This is a genomic window from Paracoccus sp. KKT209, from assembly GCF_055635455.1.
In genome coordinates this window covers 230,349-246,773 of sequence record NZ_CM145758.1, presented here as the reverse complement: position 1 = coordinate 246,773, position 16,425 = coordinate 230,349, and the positions used below count along the sequence as shown (strand labels likewise).

At 69.9% G+C, this 16,425-nt stretch carries 19 protein-coding genes; 11 read left to right on the top strand and 8 right to left on the bottom strand.

Annotated features, from left to right (window positions below; all coding sequences use genetic code 11):
* Positions 1–48 precede the first annotated feature (48 nt).
* Positions 49–1,857, top strand: a complete 1,809-nt coding sequence (gene mutL, locus ACZ2G3_RS01230) for a DNA mismatch repair endonuclease MutL (RefSeq protein WP_470397173.1) — start codon at positions 49–51, stop codon at positions 1,855–1,857.
* 71 nt (positions 1,858–1,928) lie between these two features.
* The gene (locus ACZ2G3_RS01225; RefSeq protein ID WP_470397172.1) at positions 1,929–2,300 is read left to right on the top strand and encodes a DUF3775 domain-containing protein; all 372 of its coding nucleotides are present in this window, start codon (positions 1,929–1,931) and stop codon (positions 2,298–2,300) included.
* Positions 2,301–2,372: 72 nt separating this feature from the next.
* Here the strand turns inward: ACZ2G3_RS01225 and ACZ2G3_RS01220 are convergent, their stop codons facing one another.
* The 3 genes from ACZ2G3_RS01220 to ACZ2G3_RS01210 form a co-directional block, all read right to left on the bottom strand.
* On the bottom strand, positions 2,373–3,575 hold the full coding sequence (locus tag ACZ2G3_RS01220) for a PQQ-dependent sugar dehydrogenase (RefSeq protein WP_470397171.1): 1,203 nt from the start codon (positions 3,573–3,575) through the stop codon (positions 2,373–2,375).
* A gap of 113 nt (positions 3,576–3,688) precedes the next feature.
* A complete protein-coding gene (locus ACZ2G3_RS01215; RefSeq protein ID WP_470397170.1) occupies positions 3,689–4,825 on the bottom strand; it encodes a saccharopine dehydrogenase C-terminal domain-containing protein in 1,137 nt (378 codons plus the stop codon).
* Position 4,826: 1 nt separating this feature from the next.
* Entirely contained in the window at positions 4,827–5,882 is a 1,056-nt protein-coding gene (locus ACZ2G3_RS01210; protein WP_470397169.1) for a saccharopine dehydrogenase, read from the bottom strand.
* A 128-nt stretch (positions 5,883–6,010) separates the two neighbouring features.
* On the opposite strand from ACZ2G3_RS01210, the gene ACZ2G3_RS01205 reads away from it, so the two are divergent.
* Both ACZ2G3_RS01205 and ACZ2G3_RS01200 read left to right on the top strand, forming a co-directional pair.
* The gene (locus tag ACZ2G3_RS01205) at positions 6,011–6,784 is read left to right on the top strand and encodes an MBL fold metallo-hydrolase (protein ID WP_470397168.1); all 774 of its coding nucleotides are present in this window, start codon (positions 6,011–6,013) and stop codon (positions 6,782–6,784) included.
* Between the two features lie 9 nt (positions 6,785–6,793).
* Positions 6,794–7,495 (top strand): TVP38/TMEM64 family protein, encoded by a 702-nt coding sequence (locus ACZ2G3_RS01200; protein WP_470397167.1) that lies wholly within the window; start codon positions 6,794–6,796, stop codon positions 7,493–7,495.
* Positions 7,496–7,506: 11 nt separating this feature from the next.
* On the opposite strand, the gene ACZ2G3_RS01195 is transcribed toward ACZ2G3_RS01200, so the two are convergent.
* Genes ACZ2G3_RS01195 through ACZ2G3_RS01180 form a run of 4 tightly spaced genes read right to left on the bottom strand, consistent with a single transcriptional unit; the run spans position 7,507 to position 9,608 of the window.
* On the bottom strand, positions 7,507–8,157 hold the full coding sequence (locus tag ACZ2G3_RS01195; RefSeq protein ID WP_470397166.1) for an RluA family pseudouridine synthase: 651 nt from the start codon (positions 8,155–8,157) through the stop codon (positions 7,507–7,509).
* A complete protein-coding gene (locus tag ACZ2G3_RS01190; protein WP_470397165.1) occupies positions 8,154–8,780 on the bottom strand; it encodes a LysE family translocator in 627 nt (208 codons plus the stop codon). The genes ACZ2G3_RS01195 and ACZ2G3_RS01190 overlap by 4 nt, the downstream gene beginning before the upstream one ends.
* Positions 8,777–9,166, bottom strand: coding sequence for a GFA family protein (locus ACZ2G3_RS01185; RefSeq protein WP_470397164.1), 390 nt, complete (start codon positions 9,164–9,166; stop codon positions 8,777–8,779). The genes ACZ2G3_RS01190 and ACZ2G3_RS01185 overlap by 4 nt, the downstream gene beginning before the upstream one ends.
* Positions 9,156–9,608 carry a GAF domain-containing protein gene (locus ACZ2G3_RS01180; protein WP_470397163.1) on the bottom strand — a complete coding sequence of 151 codons (453 nt, stop codon included), beginning with the start codon at positions 9,606–9,608 and terminating at the stop codon, positions 9,156–9,158. The genes ACZ2G3_RS01185 and ACZ2G3_RS01180 overlap by 11 nt, the downstream gene beginning before the upstream one ends.
* Positions 9,609–9,721: 113 nt before the next feature.
* Between ACZ2G3_RS01180 and ACZ2G3_RS01175 the strand changes: the two genes are divergently transcribed.
* The 6 genes from ACZ2G3_RS01175 to ACZ2G3_RS01150 are packed head-to-tail and all read left to right on the top strand — an operon-like array spanning position 9,722 to position 14,409.
* Positions 9,722–11,053 carry an ATP-binding protein gene (locus ACZ2G3_RS01175; RefSeq protein WP_470397162.1) on the top strand — a complete coding sequence of 444 codons (1,332 nt, stop codon included), beginning with the start codon at positions 9,722–9,724 and terminating at the stop codon, positions 11,051–11,053.
* Positions 11,050–11,676 (top strand): response regulator, encoded by a 627-nt coding sequence (locus tag ACZ2G3_RS01170; RefSeq protein WP_419268783.1) that lies wholly within the window; start codon positions 11,050–11,052, stop codon positions 11,674–11,676. The genes ACZ2G3_RS01175 and ACZ2G3_RS01170 overlap by 4 nt, the downstream gene beginning before the upstream one ends.
* A gap of 14 nt (positions 11,677–11,690) precedes the next feature.
* Complete coding sequence (locus ACZ2G3_RS01165) at positions 11,691–12,203, top strand: DUF2478 domain-containing protein (protein WP_470397161.1); 513 nt, start codon at positions 11,691–11,693, stop codon at positions 12,201–12,203.
* Positions 12,200–12,475 carry a sulfurtransferase TusA family protein gene (locus ACZ2G3_RS01160; protein WP_470397160.1) on the top strand — a complete coding sequence of 92 codons (276 nt, stop codon included), beginning with the start codon at positions 12,200–12,202 and terminating at the stop codon, positions 12,473–12,475. The genes ACZ2G3_RS01165 and ACZ2G3_RS01160 overlap by 4 nt, the downstream gene beginning before the upstream one ends.
* Before the next feature lie 9 nt (positions 12,476–12,484).
* On the top strand, positions 12,485–13,465 hold the full coding sequence (gene mbfA, locus ACZ2G3_RS01155; RefSeq protein WP_419268780.1) for an iron exporter MbfA: 981 nt from the start codon (positions 12,485–12,487) through the stop codon (positions 13,463–13,465).
* A 20-nt stretch (positions 13,466–13,485) separates the two neighbouring features.
* Entirely contained in the window at positions 13,486–14,409 is a 924-nt protein-coding gene (locus ACZ2G3_RS01150) for an AEC family transporter (RefSeq protein WP_470397159.1), read from the top strand.
* On the opposite strand, the gene ACZ2G3_RS01145 is transcribed toward ACZ2G3_RS01150, so the two are convergent.
* A complete protein-coding gene (locus tag ACZ2G3_RS01145; RefSeq protein ID WP_470397158.1) occupies positions 14,406–15,692 on the bottom strand; it encodes a 4-aminobutyrate--2-oxoglutarate transaminase in 1,287 nt (428 codons plus the stop codon). The two genes, ACZ2G3_RS01150 and ACZ2G3_RS01145, sit on opposite strands and share 4 nt — an antisense overlap.
* A 170-nt stretch (positions 15,693–15,862) precedes the next feature.
* Between ACZ2G3_RS01145 and ACZ2G3_RS01140 the strand changes: the two genes are divergently transcribed.
* Complete coding sequence (locus ACZ2G3_RS01140; RefSeq protein ID WP_111301644.1) at positions 15,863–16,411, top strand: cupin domain-containing protein; 549 nt, start codon at positions 15,863–15,865, stop codon at positions 16,409–16,411.
* The last annotated feature ends 14 nt before the right edge of the window (positions 16,412–16,425 follow it).

Below are 16,425 nucleotides of genomic sequence, written 5' to 3'. Positions count from 1 at the left end.
CCCACGAATCTCTGGCGGCGGCGGCATGGGCCTGCTAGATTTGGGGCCATGAACAGCCACGCCCCCAACATACGGCCGATCATCCGGCAACTGGATGAGGCCACCGCGAACCGCATCGCGGCCGGTGAGGTCGTGGAACGCCCGGCCTCTGCCGTCAAGGAACTGGTCGAGAACGCGCTGGACGCAGGCGCCGCCCGGATCGAGATCTGCATCGAGGAAGGCGGCAAGCGCCTGATCCGCGTCAGTGACAACGGTTGCGGCATGACGCCTGACGACCTGCCCCTGGCGCTGTCGCGCCATGCCACCAGCAAGATCGACGGTACGGACCTGCTGGCGATCACCAGCTTCGGCTTTCGCGGCGAGGCGCTGCCCTCGCTTGGCGCGGTCGGGCGGCTGACGATCACCTCGCGGGTGCAGGGGGGCGAAGGCGCGGTCATCGCCGTCACGGGCGGCCGCCTGACCCCGCCGCGCCCGGCCGCCGCCAATCGCGGCACGGTCGTGGAACTGCGCGACCTGTTCTTTGCCACGCCCGCCCGGCTGAAGTTCCTGCGCACGGAACGGGCCGAAACCCAGGCCGTGGCCGAGGTGGTCCGCCGCCTGGCCATGGCCGAACCCTATGTCGGCTTCTGCCTGTCCGCCGACGGGCGCGAGATCTTTCGCGCCGATGCCGAGCAGGGAGAGCTGTTCGGAGCGCTGACCACCCGCCTGACCCGCATCATGGGGGGCGAGTTCGTCGACAACGCCCTGCCCATCGACGCGGAACGCGACAGCCTGGCGCTGACCGGCTTTGCGGCGCTGCCGACCTATTCGCGCGGGGCGGCGGTCGCCCAGCATCTTTACGTCAACGGCCGGCCGGTGCGTGACAAGCTGCTGACCGGGGCGCTGCGGGCGGGCTACATGGACGTGATGGCGGCCAACCGCTATCCGGCGGTGGTGCTGTTCCTGAACTGCGATCCGCAGCTGGTCGACGTGAACGTGCACCCGGCAAAGGCCGAGGTCCGCTTTCGCGATCCGCAGGCGGCGCGGGGCCTGCTGGTCAGCGCGCTGCGCCACGCGATGGCGCATGCGGGGCATCGCGCGTCGCAAACCCTGGGCCAGGCGACGCTGGAGGCGCTCCGGCCCGAACCCCCGGCACCGGCCGCCCCGGCCTGGCGGCCCGTGACGCCCTCGGGTCCGGCCATCCGCGCCGCGCTGGACCTGCAGGCCCCGACAGCCGGTTTCGCCGAGGCGCCCTCGGCCCGCTATGATGCCGTCGAGGACAGCACGCCCGAGGAGGCGCCCCTGGGGGCCGCCCGCGCGCAGATCCACGAGAACTACATCATCGCGCAGACGCCCGACGGGCTGGTGATCGTCGATCAGCATGCCGCCCATGAACGGCTGGTCTATGAACGCCTGAAGGCGCAGGCCGAGGCCAAGGGCATCGCCTCCCAGGTCCTGCTGATCCCCGAGATCGTCGAGCTGCCGCAGGCCGATGCCGACCGCATCCTGTCCGTCGCGGAGGATCTGGCCCGGCTGGGTCTGGTGATCGAGCCCTTTGGCGGCGGGGCGGTGGCGGTGCGCGAGGCGCCGGCCATGCTGACCCGCCTGAACGCGGCCGCGCTGATCCGCGACATCCTGGACGACCTGGCCGATCAGGGCAGTTCGGACCGGCTGCGGGCGCGCATCGATGCGGTCCTGTCGTCGATGGCCTGCCACGGGTCGGTCCGGTCGGGGCGGCGCATGACCGCCGAGGAGATGAACGCCCTGCTGCGCGAGATGGAACGCACCCCACGGTCCGGCCAGTGCAACCACGGGCGGCCGACCTGGGTCAAGCTGCGGCTTTCGGATATCGAGCGCCTGTTCGGCAGGCAGGGCTGACAGCGCCCGCTTGACGCAAGGCCCCGGGCGGCGCGATGCTTGGCGTGCAGGTTCCAACGGGGGAAGGACCGATGCTGCAGATCGCCGCCGACAAGATTGCCCATATCATCATCCGTGCCCGCGACTATGACAGCGGCGTCAATGCCTGGGCGCACCAGGGCAGCGGCCGACAACATGGCACCCGCACCGAGCTGCACGACTTCATCGCCAACCTGAACGAGGACGAACAGGCCAGCCTGGTGGCGGTGATGTGGATCGGCCGCGACAGCTTTGAGCCCGAGGAACTGTCCGAGGCGATAGAAACCGCGCGCGTCGAACGCAGCATCCCGACCGAGGATTACCTGATGGGGGAACCCCGGTTGGCCGACCTGCTGGAGGCCGGGCTGGAGGCCTTGGGCATCTCTCCGGGCGAGATCGAGAACGACCTGCAGCGGCAGGTCTGAGGACGAAAAAATGGGGCAGCCCGAAGGCCGCCCCGACTACTCTTGACACAACAGTCTGGGCCCGGGCCGCGCCTACCCTTCCGGGGTGATGCGGACCATCTGGCCGTTCTCGTGATCGGTGATCAGGACCAGGGCGCCGTCCTGAGCGACCTCCAGGTCGCGGACGCGGCCGATGCCTTGCAGGTGACGGTCCTCGCCAGTGACCTTTTCATCTGCGATCTTCAGGCGGATCACGTCCTGGGACTGCAGCCCGCCCAGCAGGGCCTGTCCCTGCCATTCGGGGAACATGTCGCCGTCATAGAAGACCATGCCGCTGAGGGCGGGCGAAGGGTCCCAGTAATAGACCGGCTGAACGGTGCCCTCCTTCTGGGTCACGCCCATCTCGTCGCCGCTGTAGTCGACGCCATAGGTCACCTCCGGCCAGCCGTAATTTCCGCCGGCCTCGATCAGGTTCAGTTCGTCGCCGCCCTTGGGGCCGTGTTCATTCATCCACAGCTGTCCGTCGGGACCCATCGCGGCCCCCTGGATGTTGCGATGGCCCATGGACCAGATCTCGGGCAGCGCGCCCTCGATCCCGGCCCCGGCCGGGGTGCCGTCCACCGCATCGATGCGGATGATCTTGCCCAAGGTCGCCTGCGGGTCCTGCGCATATTGCCGCGGCTCGGGGTCGGAACGCTCTCCCAGCCCCACGAAGATATGGCCCTCGCTGTCATGCACGATGCGCGCGCCGAAATGCTTGGTGGAGGCCCAAGCCGGCTGCTGCTGCCAGATGCGCTGGACATCCTCCAGCCGGGTCCGGTCCTCGGACAGGATACCGGTGGCCACGGCGGTGCCGTTCCTGCCGTCGCCGCGCGGCTCGGAATAGGTCCACCAGACGCGACGCGTTTCGGCGAAATCATCCGCGATCGACACGTCATGCAGGCCGCCCTGGTCGCGGTTGTCGACCTCGGGCAGGCCCTCGATCGGGTCTGACAGCTGCCCCTCAGCTGACACGACCCGCATCCGTCCGGGCCGTTCCGTCACCAGCCAGTGGCCATCGGGCAGCTGCACCAGCCCCCAAGGATGCTCCAGCCCCTCGGCCAGCACCGTCCGGGTCAGGGCGATATCGCCCTCCAGCGCCGGGGCGCGGGTCTGGTTCTTGAAGGCGGGGGTCTGGTCATAGGCCGCGCCATGCGGCGGCGTCGCGTTGAAATCCTGCGCCGAGGCCAGAGAGGCCAGAAGGCCGGTGGCGGCAAGGGTGATCAGGCTTGTCGTCGGGCGGCGCAATGCGGGCATCTGTGTCGTCCTCTCGGGTCTGGTCAGGGATTGTGCCCTAACAATCCCCAAGCCGCGCCGACGTTCCGCGCCCCCGCGTCACGAACACGTCAGGGGCGGGGGCGGCAAAGCCGTCACGCCAGGTGATCGACCTTGTCCATGTGTTGGGCGATGCCCGCCACCTTGTCCAGCCAGTCGCGGACCAGCGCGGGATCATGGGGCGCGGCCTGCACGCCGGTGGGCAGGCGCCCCTCCCGCAGGGCCTCGACCGCCAGGGCCACGGGCACCGAGACAAGCTGCGCCATCGCGCTGCCTTGGTCATTGCCCTGCGCGTCCAGCACCCATTCCTTGTCCCAGATCACCTCGCCGCCGCGCTCGGCCCGCAGCGCCACGAACAGCACCACACGGTCCGGCTCGCCCTCGGCATAGCTGTTCTCGCGCCAGAACTGGTCGGCCATCTCGCGCAGGCGCGTCTCGCCGGCCGGACCCTCCAGCGTCTCGATCTCGGAAAAGACCGGCGTCCAGGCCTGCTGCCAGCCCTGGAGGCGGATGGTTCCGCGAACGAAGTCCTGCACGTCCCAGGCCTCGTCGAAACCGTACTGCCGCACGAAGGGCAGGCTGTCGCGGTTGGGATAGACCTCGAAGCTTTCGGGCTCGGGCAGCGGCGCCTGATAGGCCTCGATCGCGTGCCAGGGACGGGCCACGTCGCGCACCGCCCCGCCCCGCAGCGACCGCGACGGCGACCGCAGCGCCCGCAGCACGCCCAGGGGCGACCAGCTGAACTTGTAGCGGAAGGGATTGGCCTTTGCCGGCACACCGCCGCAATAGGAGGTAAAGCGCACCACGTCGCCCGGCTGCGCGACCTGCCGGTAATCGTCCACCAGGTCATGGGCCATCAGGTGGTCGATGCCCGGGTCCAGCCCGACCTCGTTCACCAGGGCCACGCCCGCCGCGCGGGCCTCGGCGTCCAGCGCCGCCATTTCCGGAGAGACATAGCTGGAGCTGACAAAATGCGCCCCCTTGGCGATGGCCATGCGCGCCAGCGGCACATGCTGGTCGGCGGGCAGCATCGACACGACCACATCGCCCCGGCTGACGACAGCCTCCAGCGCCTCGGGGGAATATTCCCGGATCTCGCCGGTCAGGTCGCCGACCTCGGCGCGGGCCTTTTCGACCGTGCGGTTCCAGACAAAGACCGGCGCGCCCGAATCGATCAGGCGGCGCAGGCCGGGAATCGCGCTGAGGCCGGTTCCGACCCAGTGGATGTTCATCTCAGACCTCTTTCGCATGGTCGTGGTACAGCGCGCCCGCCCGCGCCCAGGGGCCGGTCTCGGGCGCATCCAGCCCCTCCAGCACCGGCAGCAGCTGGGCTGCGTAATCCTCCGAGCTTTCGCGCGGCAGCATCGAGGGCAGGTTGTCGATCGCCACGACGTCCAGCGGCGGCACCTCGGCCACCCGCAGCGCCGGCTGGTCCCAGCTGGTCGTGCGGTCATAGACCTTGATCGGGGAAAAGTCGCTGGTCGGATCGCAGGCCACGTCGCCGATCACGGTCAGCGCCCGGTTCGGCCCGGTGGCATCGGCCGGGACAAAGACCGGCGCGCCGGGTTGGGCCAGGATCGCGTTGATGAAGATGTCGTGCATCAGCACCTCTGGGAAAGGTCCGCCATGGGCCGTTTCGGCGATGTCCCACCTGGTCACCGACACCCCCATCTGGGAAAGCAGGTCGCATGCGCCCGACCCGACCCGGCCCTTGGCGCCGATCACGATGGCGCGGGGCCGCGGACGGCCGGTCGCGTCCAGATGCGCCCGCAGCGCGTCCAGCAGGTGATGCTTGTCCGGATAGGCGCCGACCGGCCCGCAGATCCCGCCCGACTGCTGCGCGACCCAGCAGTCCAGCGACACGGCCGCCCCCGCATAGCCCGCCCAATAGCCAAAGGCCGCCAGCCGCCGTCCCGCGTCATCCGTCAGGTATTCCAGGTCATAAAGTGTCCCGCCCCCTTCCTTGAAGCGGCGCAGCAGGGCCTTGCCCGCGGATTGGCCCTTGAAGGCATGGCCGAACATGATGTGGCGGTGGCGCAGGGGGGTGCCGTCCTCGGGCAGCTCCTTCAGGCCAAAGATGATTGCGTCGTCCGGTGCAGTGGGCCAGCTGCCCTCGGGCGCGATGGCGGCGCCGGCCTTGGCATAGGCCTCGGTCGGGATGACCCGGCGCGGGCTTTCCTCGACCGTGACGGTCATGCCCTGCTTGATCAGCCGCGACACGCCCGCGGGCGTGATGCCCACGCGATCCTCGTTCGGACGGCTTTCCGCCCTGACCCACAGATGTGTCATCCCCACCTCCTTGCGACCCCTGTCGCCTGCAGGTGTAGGTCACGAAAACGCAGGCCGCAAGGAAGGGAACCGGCGCGCGGCATGCCGTGTTCCGTGCTGTTACCCACCCCTCGGTACAAGGATCTCCCATGCGACTGAACCGCCGCACCGGACTGAAGCTGGCCGCCGCCCTGATGGGCAGCGCGCTGATCCCCGCCCTGGCCCAGGCACAGGACGCGCCCCAGGACCACCGCTACCCGGTCGAGGGTGGAGAAGTGGTGATCCATCCCGTCAGCCATGCCAGTATGGTGCTGGAAACCCCGGCCGGGGTGATCCTGGTCGATCCGGTGGGCGGGGCCGAGGCCTATGCCGGCCTGCCCGCGCCCGACCTGATCCTGATCACGCATGAACACGGCGACCATTACGACCAGCCCACGCTGGACGCCCTGCCCAAGGTGCCGATCATCGCCAACCAGGCCGTCCACGACATGCTGCCCGACGCCATGAAGTCGCGCAGCACGGTCATGGCCAATGGCGACAGCCAGGAGGCACTTGGCATCCAGATCGAGGCGATCCCCGCCTACAACATCACCGAGGACCGCCTGCAGTATCACCCCGAGGGGCGCGACAACGGCTATATCCTGACCCTGGGCGGCAAGCGCTTCCTGATCGCGGGCGACACCGAGGACACGCCGGAACTGCGGGCGCTGACCGACATCCACGTGGCCTTCCTGCCGATGAACCTGCCCTATACCATGACCGTGGAGCAGGCGGCCGAGGCGGTCGCCGCCTTTGCCCCGGACGTCGTCTATCCCTATCACCACCGCGACAGCGACCTGGAGGAGTTCACCCGCCTGGTGACCGAAGGCGGCTCGGGCACCGAGGTGGTGGTGGCCGAGTGGTATCCTGAAGCCGACAGCTGAGCCCAAGCCATGCGGCGGCGCCGCCTGATCATCCTGGCGGCGCTGGCTGCCTTGGGGCTGGCCGCCCTGGCGCTGTGGCTCTGGCCTTCGCTGCCGGCGCTGCAGTCGGATCTGGGCGCGCTGCATGACCTGATCGAGCAGGGCCAGGGATGGCGCGCCCGCAACCCCCGACTGGCGGCCCTGGCCTTCCTGGCGCTGCTGGCGGTGGGGGGCGCGCTGCCGCTGCCGGTCGTCGTGGCGATGTCGCTGGCGAGCGGCGCCTTCTTCGGCTTTTGGCTGGGACTGGCACTGGTTTGGTCGGGCACGATCGTGGCCGCGCTGCTGACATTCCTGGCCGCGCGCCACCTGCTGACCGGCCGGGTGCGGCGCCTGCTGGGGCGCAGGGTAGCGCAACTGGACCGGATGGTGGAACGGGACGGGGCACTGGCGCTGCTCAGCCTGCGGCTGGCGCCGGCACTGCCCTTCTTCCTGCTGAACCTGCTGTCGGGCCTCAGCTCCATGCGGATCGGCGTGTTCGCGGCGATCAGCGCCTTGGGCGTCCTGCCCAACAAGGTGATCCTGTCCGCCGCCGGCACCGAACTGGCCGAGATCGACCAGATCGCCGAGATCGCGGGGCCGCGCATCATCGCCATCGTCGCGGTGCTGGCGGTCTTTCCCTGGATCGCCCGCTGGCTGGCGCGGCGCCTGCGCGGACCCTCGGCCCAAGCCTAGAGCGGCTGCTCCTAAAAGGGAACCGGCGCGGAAAAGCCGATCTGCACGCCGCTGTCGGGATGGCGAAAGCGCAAGCTTTCGGCATGCAGCATCAGGCGCGGGTGATCCGCCGCAGCCCCGGTCGCATATAGTGGATCGCCCAGAATCGGGTGACCGGTCTGGGCCATGTGCACGCGCAGCTGGTGGCTGCGGCCGGTCACGGGCATCAGCCGCACCCGCGTCTCGTCATCGTTGGCGCGGATCACCCGCCAGTCGGTCTGGGCCGGGCGTCCCTCGACATGGTCGACCTTCTGGCGGGGGCGGTTGGGCCAGTCGACGATCAGCGGCAGATCGACCCTTCCCGTCTTTGGCTCCAACTTCCCGGCCACGCGGGCGACATAGGCCTTTTTCACCACCCGCTCCTCGAACTGGCGCGACAGCGTGCGCTGTGCATGCGGGGTCAGCCCAAAGACCATCACCCCCGACGTGTCCAGGTCCAGCCGGTGGACCAGCAGCACGGTGGGAAAGGCCTTGCGCAGCCGCGCGATCAGGCAATCGGCCCGATCCTCGCCGCGCCCGGGCACCGACAGCAGGCCCGATGGCTTGTCCACCACCAGCACCTCGTGATCGGCATGGATGACCACCGGCGCATCGGATGGCGGAGCATAGACGAATTCGGTCATTTCGCCACGAGGCGGACGGCCAGCCCCGCGAACATCACCGCCGCGATCTTGTTGACCAGCCCGAGGCGCTTGCCGATCACGTGACCCGCCACGCCGCCCACGATCCCATAGCCCATGGTGACCAGCGTCCCGGTAAAGGCAAAGATCAGCCCCAGCCCCAGGATCTGCTGCCAGACGGGACCCCAGGCCGGGTTGGTGAACTGCGGCAGGAAGGCCAGCAGGAACAGCACCGGCTTGGGGTTCAGCGCGTTGGACAGAAAGCCCCGCCGGATGATGTTCCAGACCCGGACGCTGCCGCGGGCCGAAGGGTCGACATCACCCGCCCGCCAGCTTTTCCAGGCCAGCCACAGCAGATAGGCGGCGCCCGCGTATTTGATCGCCCGCAGCGCCTCGGGATGGGCGGCCACAAGCGCCCCCAGGCCCACGGTCGCCAGGGTCACATGCATCAGCACGCCCAGGCCCACGCCGAACCCCGCCCAGGCCCCGGCGCGCGGCCCGCCCTGGATGCCGCAGGCGCTGGCAAAGAACACGTCCTGACCGGGGGCAAAGTTCAGGACCAGCCCACCCGCGACAAAGGCCATCAACTGGCCTGCGGGAATGCTGGCCAGCGTGTCCCAGATCATTCGGGGGCCTCCTGCGGCCATTGCGGCAGGCCATCCCCGATCGGGTAATAGTCGCCCTTGTCCGCGACAAAGATATGCGCCTCCAGCGTCAGGCCGGTCGGCTGGTTCAGGGCGCCGGCGGCGACATCGACCTCGGTCCCGTCGCGGCGCTTCCAGAAGAGCGCGCTGCCGCATTCAGTGCAGAAACCGCGTTCCGCCGCCTCGGAGGAGGCAAACCAGCGGACCGGGCCGCTGACCTGCAGGTCCCGGACCCCGGCCGCCGCCCAGACATGGCCCGACCAGCGCCGGCACTGGCCGCAATGGCAGGCGCGCAGGGCATCATCCACCCAAGTTCCGCTGAACTGCACGGCACCGCACAGGCAGTGCCCCTTGACCTCATGTGCCACCGAAAACCTCCTCCAGAATCGCGCCCAGGGCCACGGCGTCGCGCGCATCGAAGGCGTCGGGCCGGTCGCTGTCGATGTCCAGCACGCCGATCAGCCGCCCGCCCCGGCCCAGCACGGGCAGAACGATTTCCGACCGGGTGCTGCTGGAACAGGCGATATGGCCGGGAAAGGCCTCGACATCGGGAACGATCTGGACCTCGCGCCTGCGCGCCGCCGCCCCGCAGACCCCGCGCGAGAACGGGATCACCAGGCAGCCGTGACCGCCCTGATAGGGGCCGATCTTCAGCAGGTCAGGGCCCACCACGCGATAGAAGCCGGTCCAGTCGAACCGGTCGTCGGAATGATGCAGCTCGCAGGCCACGGTCGCCATCAGCGCGACCTCGTCGGTCTCGCCGTCGCAAAGGGCGCGGATGCGCGCCGCCAGATCGTCATAATCGCTCATTCCCCCTGTCTAGCCTTGGCCGGCGGGACAGGAAAGCGGCGAAATGGGTCCTGAACCCAGGGCCGGGCACGTCGCCCATTGCCGCCGCCCGCGCGCGGGGCCAGTTTGGCGCCATGACGCTTCGCACCCGCATCCTTCTGGTGATCCTGGCCATGCAGCTGTTGCTGATCGGCGTTCTGGCGGCCGGCAGCCTGGACCGGCTGAGGCGCGACATCGCGACCGAGACGCGCATGGGTGCGCAGACCGCCCGCGACCTGGTCCTGGCCACGATCGGCACGATGCAGGGGGCGGTGCCGCCCGACCGGATCATGGCGCTGTTGCCCGAGCGGCTGACCGAGCCGCACCACGCCCGCATCGGCGTCGTGGACGCGCTGGACGGAACGCTGCGCCAGCCGCCCGGCCCCCCGGACCCGGCCCTGCGCCGGCCGGACTGGTTCGCGGCCCTGGTGGCGCCCGACCCGCAGGAGATGCGCCTGCCGGTGGTCGTGGGCGGGCGCCCGCGCGGCTATGTCCTGATCACCGGCGACCCGGCGGCCGAGATCGCCCGCGCTTGGCGCGACATGCGCGACCTGATGACCCTGGCGCTGGTCACGGCGATCCTGCAGGCGCTGCTGATTGCCTGGGCGGTGCGGCAGGCGCTGCGCCCGGTCGGCACCATCGCCACGCGCCTGTCCGACCTGATCCGGGGCGATCTGGAAACCCGCATCGGCCCCCTGCCCCAGCCCGAACTGGCGCCGCTGGCCCGGCACGTGGACCGGCTGGCCGAGACGCTGGAACAGGCCCAGGCCGACCGCCGCCGGCTGCAGCAGCAGATCGTCGCCCGCGCCGATGCCGAACGCATGGCCATCGCCCGTGACCTGCATGACGAAATGGGGCCCTGTCTCTTTGGCCTTCGGGTCGAGGCGGATGCGCTGCGCGAGGCGGCCCCGGACGCGGCCACCGCCCAGTCCGCCGCCCAGATCGCGGACATCGCGGAACAGATCGCCCGCGTGAACCGGGCGCTGCTGAACGACCTGCGCCCGATGGCGGTGGGCCAGCTGCCCCTGCCCACCGTGCTGGCCGACTACGTCGACGACCTGAACCGCCGCTTTCCCGACACCCGGTTCGCGCTGGAGATCGCCTCGGGCCTGCCGGAACCCGACGAGGCGACGGCCCTGACCCTGTTCCGCATCCTGCAGGAGGGGACGACCAATGCCCTGCGCCATGCGGCGGCGCGGTCGGTGACGATCCGGCTCTGGACCGATCCGGCGCATTGGCGCATGATCCTGTCCGATGATGGCCAGGGCATTGCCCCCGACCGGCGCGAGGGGACGGGCCTGACGGGAATGCGTGAGCGCATCACCCTGCTGGGCGGGAATCTGGCCGTCCAATCGGACGGGGCAGGAACGCGCCTGCTGGCCCGGCTGCCGCGCCGGGCGGTGGAGAGGAACAGGACGACGACGTGACGAAACGCGCCTTGGTCATCGACGACCACCCGATCACCCATCTGGGCGCCAGCCGCCTGCTGCGCGACCTGGGCTATGACCCCGTGGGCCAGGCCATGTCGGGCGAGGAGGCGCTGGCGCAGCTGGCGACGGACCCCGCGCCGGACCTGATCGTCCTGGACATCAGCCTGCCCGGCACCGGGGGTCTGGACCTGGTGGCGCCCCTGAAGGCCGCGGCGCCGGCGGGGCGCATCCTGATCTTTTCGATGAACGACCAGACAGGCTTTGCCGCCCGCGCCCTGCAGGCCGGGGCGCAGGGCTTTCTGTCCAAGAACGCGCCGCCCGCCGATTTCCGCGAGGCGGTCCGCAGGCTGGAGGCGGGCGAATTCTACCTGGCGCCCAAGCAGGCGATGGCGCTGGCGACGCTGCGGGCCGGGGCGGCCGACGACCCCCTGGGCGCGCTGTCGGACCGGGAGCGGCAGGTCCTGACCCTGATCGGGCAGGGCCACGGTCTGCAGACCATCGCGGACCGGCTTGGCGTCAGCTACAAGACCGCGGCCAATACCTCGTCCGCGCTGAAGAAGAAGCTGGGCGTGGACGGCATCAACGGGCTGATGAAATTCGCGCTGGACAGCGGCGTCTGAAGGAAAGGAACCCCATGCTGGCATGGTTCACCATGGACGAGACCGCCGCCCCCGGCCAGGCCGACCGGCTGGTCGAGGATGTGGCCCGCGCCCTGCAGGCACGCGGGCTGCGGCTGGCCGGCGCGGTGCAGCGCAACCTGGAGATCGGGCCGGACAGCCCCTGCGACATGGACATGATCGTCATCGGGGACGAGGGCGCGCCGATCCGCATCTCTCAGTCCCTGGGGCCGGGCGCCTCGGGGTGCCGGCTGGACACGGGCGCGCTGGAACAGGCCGTGGCGCGGGCGGCGCCGCATCTGCGGGGGGCGGATGTCGTCGTCGTGCCCAAGTTCGGCCGGCAGGAGGCCATCGGCCGGGGCTTTCGCAGCCTGATCGCAGAGGCCGCGGCCGCAGGCCTGCCGGTGGTCCTCTATGTGCCGCGCCAGCAGCGCGAGGCGTTCCTGGATTTTGCGGGCGAACTGGCGGTGCAGGTTGCGCCCGCCGACCTTGCGGAGTGGTGCCTGGGCCGATTCGCGGACGTCCCATGACAGTTGAGCGGAGGGTGGATGCGCGCGGGCTGCTCTGCCCCCTGCCGGTGCTGCGGTTGCGCAAGGTGCTTCTGGAGCTGCCGCCGGGCGCGACCGTGCGGCTGATCGCGACCGATCCGATGGCTGCGGTCGATGTGCCGCATTTCTGCCGGCAGGGCGGACATGCCATGGTGGCCATGCGCGAGCTGGACGAGGGCGCGCTGGAATTCACGGTGCACAGGGGGCCTTCTGCCCCCTCGGCCGCAGGCGGCCTCACCCCCGAGGATATTTGAGCAACGAAGATGACCCTGCCCTTTCTGCCTGCACGAAAGCGCCTGTCGGAACTGTCCGAACGCGAGATCCTGGCGCTGGCTATCGCCTCGGAGGAGGACGACGCCCGCATCTATCGCAACTGGGCCGAGACGCTGCGCGGGGACTATCCGGCAACGGCCGCGGTCTTTGACGCCATGAGCCTGGAGGAGGATGGCCACCGCCGCCTGCTGCTGGAGGCCTTTCGGGCCCGGTTCGGAGAGGCGATCCCGGTCATCCGGCGCGAACATGTCGCCGGCTACCTGACCCGCCGCCCCGCCTGGATGATGGAGAACCTGTCGCTGGAGACGATCCGGGGCGAGGCCGCCGGGATGGAGCGGGACGCGGCCGAATTCTATGCCCGCGCCGCGCAGTACAGCCAGGATGCCGGCACCCGCAAGCTGCTGGGCGACCTGGCCGCGGCCGAGCGCGGCCACGAGAACCGGGCCCATGAGCTGGCGACCGAGCATCTGGACCCCGCCGCCCGCGCCGACGAGGACGCGGTCGCCCATCGCGAGTTCGTGCTGACCTGGGTGCAGCCGGGGCTGGCCGGGCTGATGGACGGCAGCGTGTCCACGCTGGCGCCGATCTTCGCGGTGGCATTTGCCACGCAGGACCCCTGGACGACCTTCCTGGTCGGCTTGGCGGCCAGCATCGGCGCGGGCATCAGCATGGGCTTTACCGAGGCCGCCTCGGATGACGGGGTGGTGTCGGGACGCGGCTCGCCGCTCAAGCGGGGGCTGGCCTCGGGTGTGATGACGGCGGTGGGGGGCATGGGTCATGCCCTGCCCTATCTGATCCCCGATTTCTGGACCGCGACCACCCTGGCCATCCTGGTCGTCTTTGTCGAGCTGTGGGCCATCGCCTGGATCCAGAACCGCTGGATGCAGACCCCCTTCTGGCGGGCCACCTTGCAAGTCGTGGTGGGCGGTGGTCTGGTGCTGGCCGTTGGGGTGCTGATCGGATCGGGCTGACGGGCCCCTTTGGGGGGCCGATGACTGAGATCCTGCTGAAGACCCTGCCCTTCTTTGCCCTGATCGGGCTGGGCTGGGCCGCCGCCGCCATCCGGTTCTTTCCGGCCGAGGGCGCGGCCTGGCTGACGCGATTCGTCTTTTATTTCGCGCTGTCGGCGATGCTGTTCCGCTTTGCGGCGGGGCTGGACATGGCTGCGCTGTTCGACCTGCGCTTTGTGCTGGCCTATCTGCTGGGATCGGGTGCGGTCTGGGCGATCGGCATCACCGTCGCCCGCGCGCGCGGCCTCGGCATCGCCGAGGCCGCGATGGAGGCGCAATGCTGCATGATCGGCAATACCGGCTTTCTGGGCGTGCCGATGCTGGTCGTGCTGCTGGGGCCCGCGGCCATCGGACCTGTGCTGATGGTGCTGACCATCGACATGCTGGTCTTTTCCACGCTGATCACGCTGATCATCCACGCCGCGCGCCAGGGCGGGTTGCGGCCTGCCGCCGTGGTGCCGGTGCTGCGCGGGGTGGCGTCGAACCCGATGATCCTGGCCATGGTCGCGGGCCTGGTCTGGGGCGGGCTGGCCCTGCCCCTGCCGGAACCCTTGGACGAGTTCCTGACGATCCTGGGGGCGGCCGCCACGCCCGGGGCGCTGTTCGCCATCGGCGCCAGCCTGGCGGGGCGCCGGCTGGCGCGGCTGGCGCCTTCGGCCTGGCTGTCGGGGGCCAAGCTGGTCCTGCATCCCGCCGCCGTGGGGCTGGCGGCCTGGGGCTTTGGCGTCGATCCGACCGCGGCGGGCGTCATGGTGGTGGCGGCGGGCTTGCCCGTGGCGGGCAATGTCTATATCCTGGCCCAGCATTTCGGCGTGGCCCAGCAGCGGGTGTCGACCGCGATCCTGATCTCGACCGCGGCCAGCATCCTGACCATCCCCGCGCTGATCCTGCTGATCGGGGCCTAGGCCCGCGCCGCCAGGATCGCGTCGTCCAGGATGTCCAGCGCCTGCGCGAACTGGTCGTCCGGGATGGTGATCGGCGCCAGGAAGCGGATCACGTTGCCATGCACGCCGCAGGTCAGCAGCAGCAGGCCGCGGGCCAGCGCCTCCTGCCGGATGCGGTTGGTCATCGCGGCGTCGGGCGTGCCGTCGGTGCCGATGAACTCGGCCGCGACCATGAATCCGGGGCCGCGGATATCCGCCATCTCGGGCACGCGCGGCTGCAGGGCCGTCAGGCGATCGCGCAGTTTGGCACCCAGGGTTTCGGCGCGGGCGCAGAGGTCCTCGTTTTCGATCACGTCCATCACGGCCAGGCCCGCCGCGATCCCCAGGGGGTTGCCGCCATAGGTGCCGCCCAGGCCGCCGGGTTCGGCCGCGTCCATGATTTCGGCCCGGCCGGTCACGGCGGCGATCGGAAAGCCGCCGCCCAGGCCCTTGGCCATCGTGGTCAGGTCGGCGGCGATGCCGTGATGCTCCATCGCGAACAGCCGACCAGTGCGGGCAAAGCCGGTCTGCACCTCATCGGCGATCATCACGATGCCATGCGCGTCGCAAAGCGCGCGGATGCGGGCCACGAAATCGGTCGGCGCGGGGTAAAATCCGCCCTCGCCCTGCACGGGTTCAAAGACGATGGCCGCGACGCGCGCCGGGTCCAGGTCGGCCTTGAACAGCTTGTCCAGCGCGGCAAAGCTGTCGTCGGTCGTCACCCCGTGCAGCGGGCAGGGGAAGGGCGCGTGAAAGACATCGGGCATCATCGCGCCGAAGCCCTTCTTGTAGGGCACGACCTTGCCGGTCAGCGTCATGCCCATGAAGGTCCGGCCGTGAAAGGCGCCGGTAAAGGCGATCACCGCGTTGCGGCCGGTGGCGGCGCGGGCGATCTTGACGGCGTTCTCGCAGGCCTCGGCGCCGGTCGTGACAAAGATCGTCTTCTTGGCGAAATCGCCCGGCACCTTGTCGTTCAGGCGCTCGGCCAGGCGGACGTAATTCTCATAGGGCAGGACTTGGTGGCAGGTATGGGTAAAGGCGTCCAGCTGGGCGCGCACGGCCTCGATCACGCGGGGATGGCGGTGGCCGGTGTTCACCACCGCGATGCCGGCGGCAAAATCGATCAGGCGGTTGCCCTCGACATCGGTGACGGTCGCATTCTCGGCATGGGCGGCGAAATGGTCGGTCATCACGCCCACGCCACGGGCCATGGCGGCGCGGCGGCGGGTGGCCAGCGTCTCGTTGTTCTGGGTCAGGTCCTTCATCGCGGTCTCTCCTTTGCGGCGGACGGCAAGGGCCGGTCCTGTCGCGCGTCAGGGTGGCGTCTGGTCGCGGGCCTGACAATTCTGTTTTTCGCTGCGGCCAAGCCCCTGAAACAGCGTGGCCCGGGACCGGGTGTTTGTCTATGATGAACATGCACAACAGCGGGGACCTCATGGAGATCGACATCGGGGGCAGGCTGCGGGCGCTGCGGCTGGCGCGCAAGCTGTCGCAGCGGGCGCTGGCGCGGCGGGTGGGGGTGCCCAATTCCACCATCTCGCTGATCGAATCGAATGCCATGAATCCCTCGGTCGGGGCGCTGAAGCGCATCCTGGACGGGTTGCCGGTCGGCCTGGCCGAGTTCTTCGCCTTCGAGCCGCAGGCCCCGCGCAAGTTCTTCTTCACCGCCGAGGAGATGCCCGACCTGGGCCGCGGCCGCATCGCGCTGCGGCAGGTGGGCGTGCCCGGCACCGGGCGCATGCTGCAGGTCCTGCGCGAAACCTGGCAGCCCGGCGCCGACACCGGCAAGGTTCCCCTGTCCCACAAGGGCGAGGAGGCCGGCGTGATCCTGTCCGGCCGGCTGGAGATCACCGTCGACGGCGAGCGCAAGATCCTGGGACCCGGCGATTCCTTTGCCTTTCCCAGCGAACTGCCGCACCGCTTTCGCGTCGTCGGCCCCGAACCGGTCGAGGCCGTCAGCGCCTGCACGCCGCCGACCTTCTGACCCTCAACCTTCTG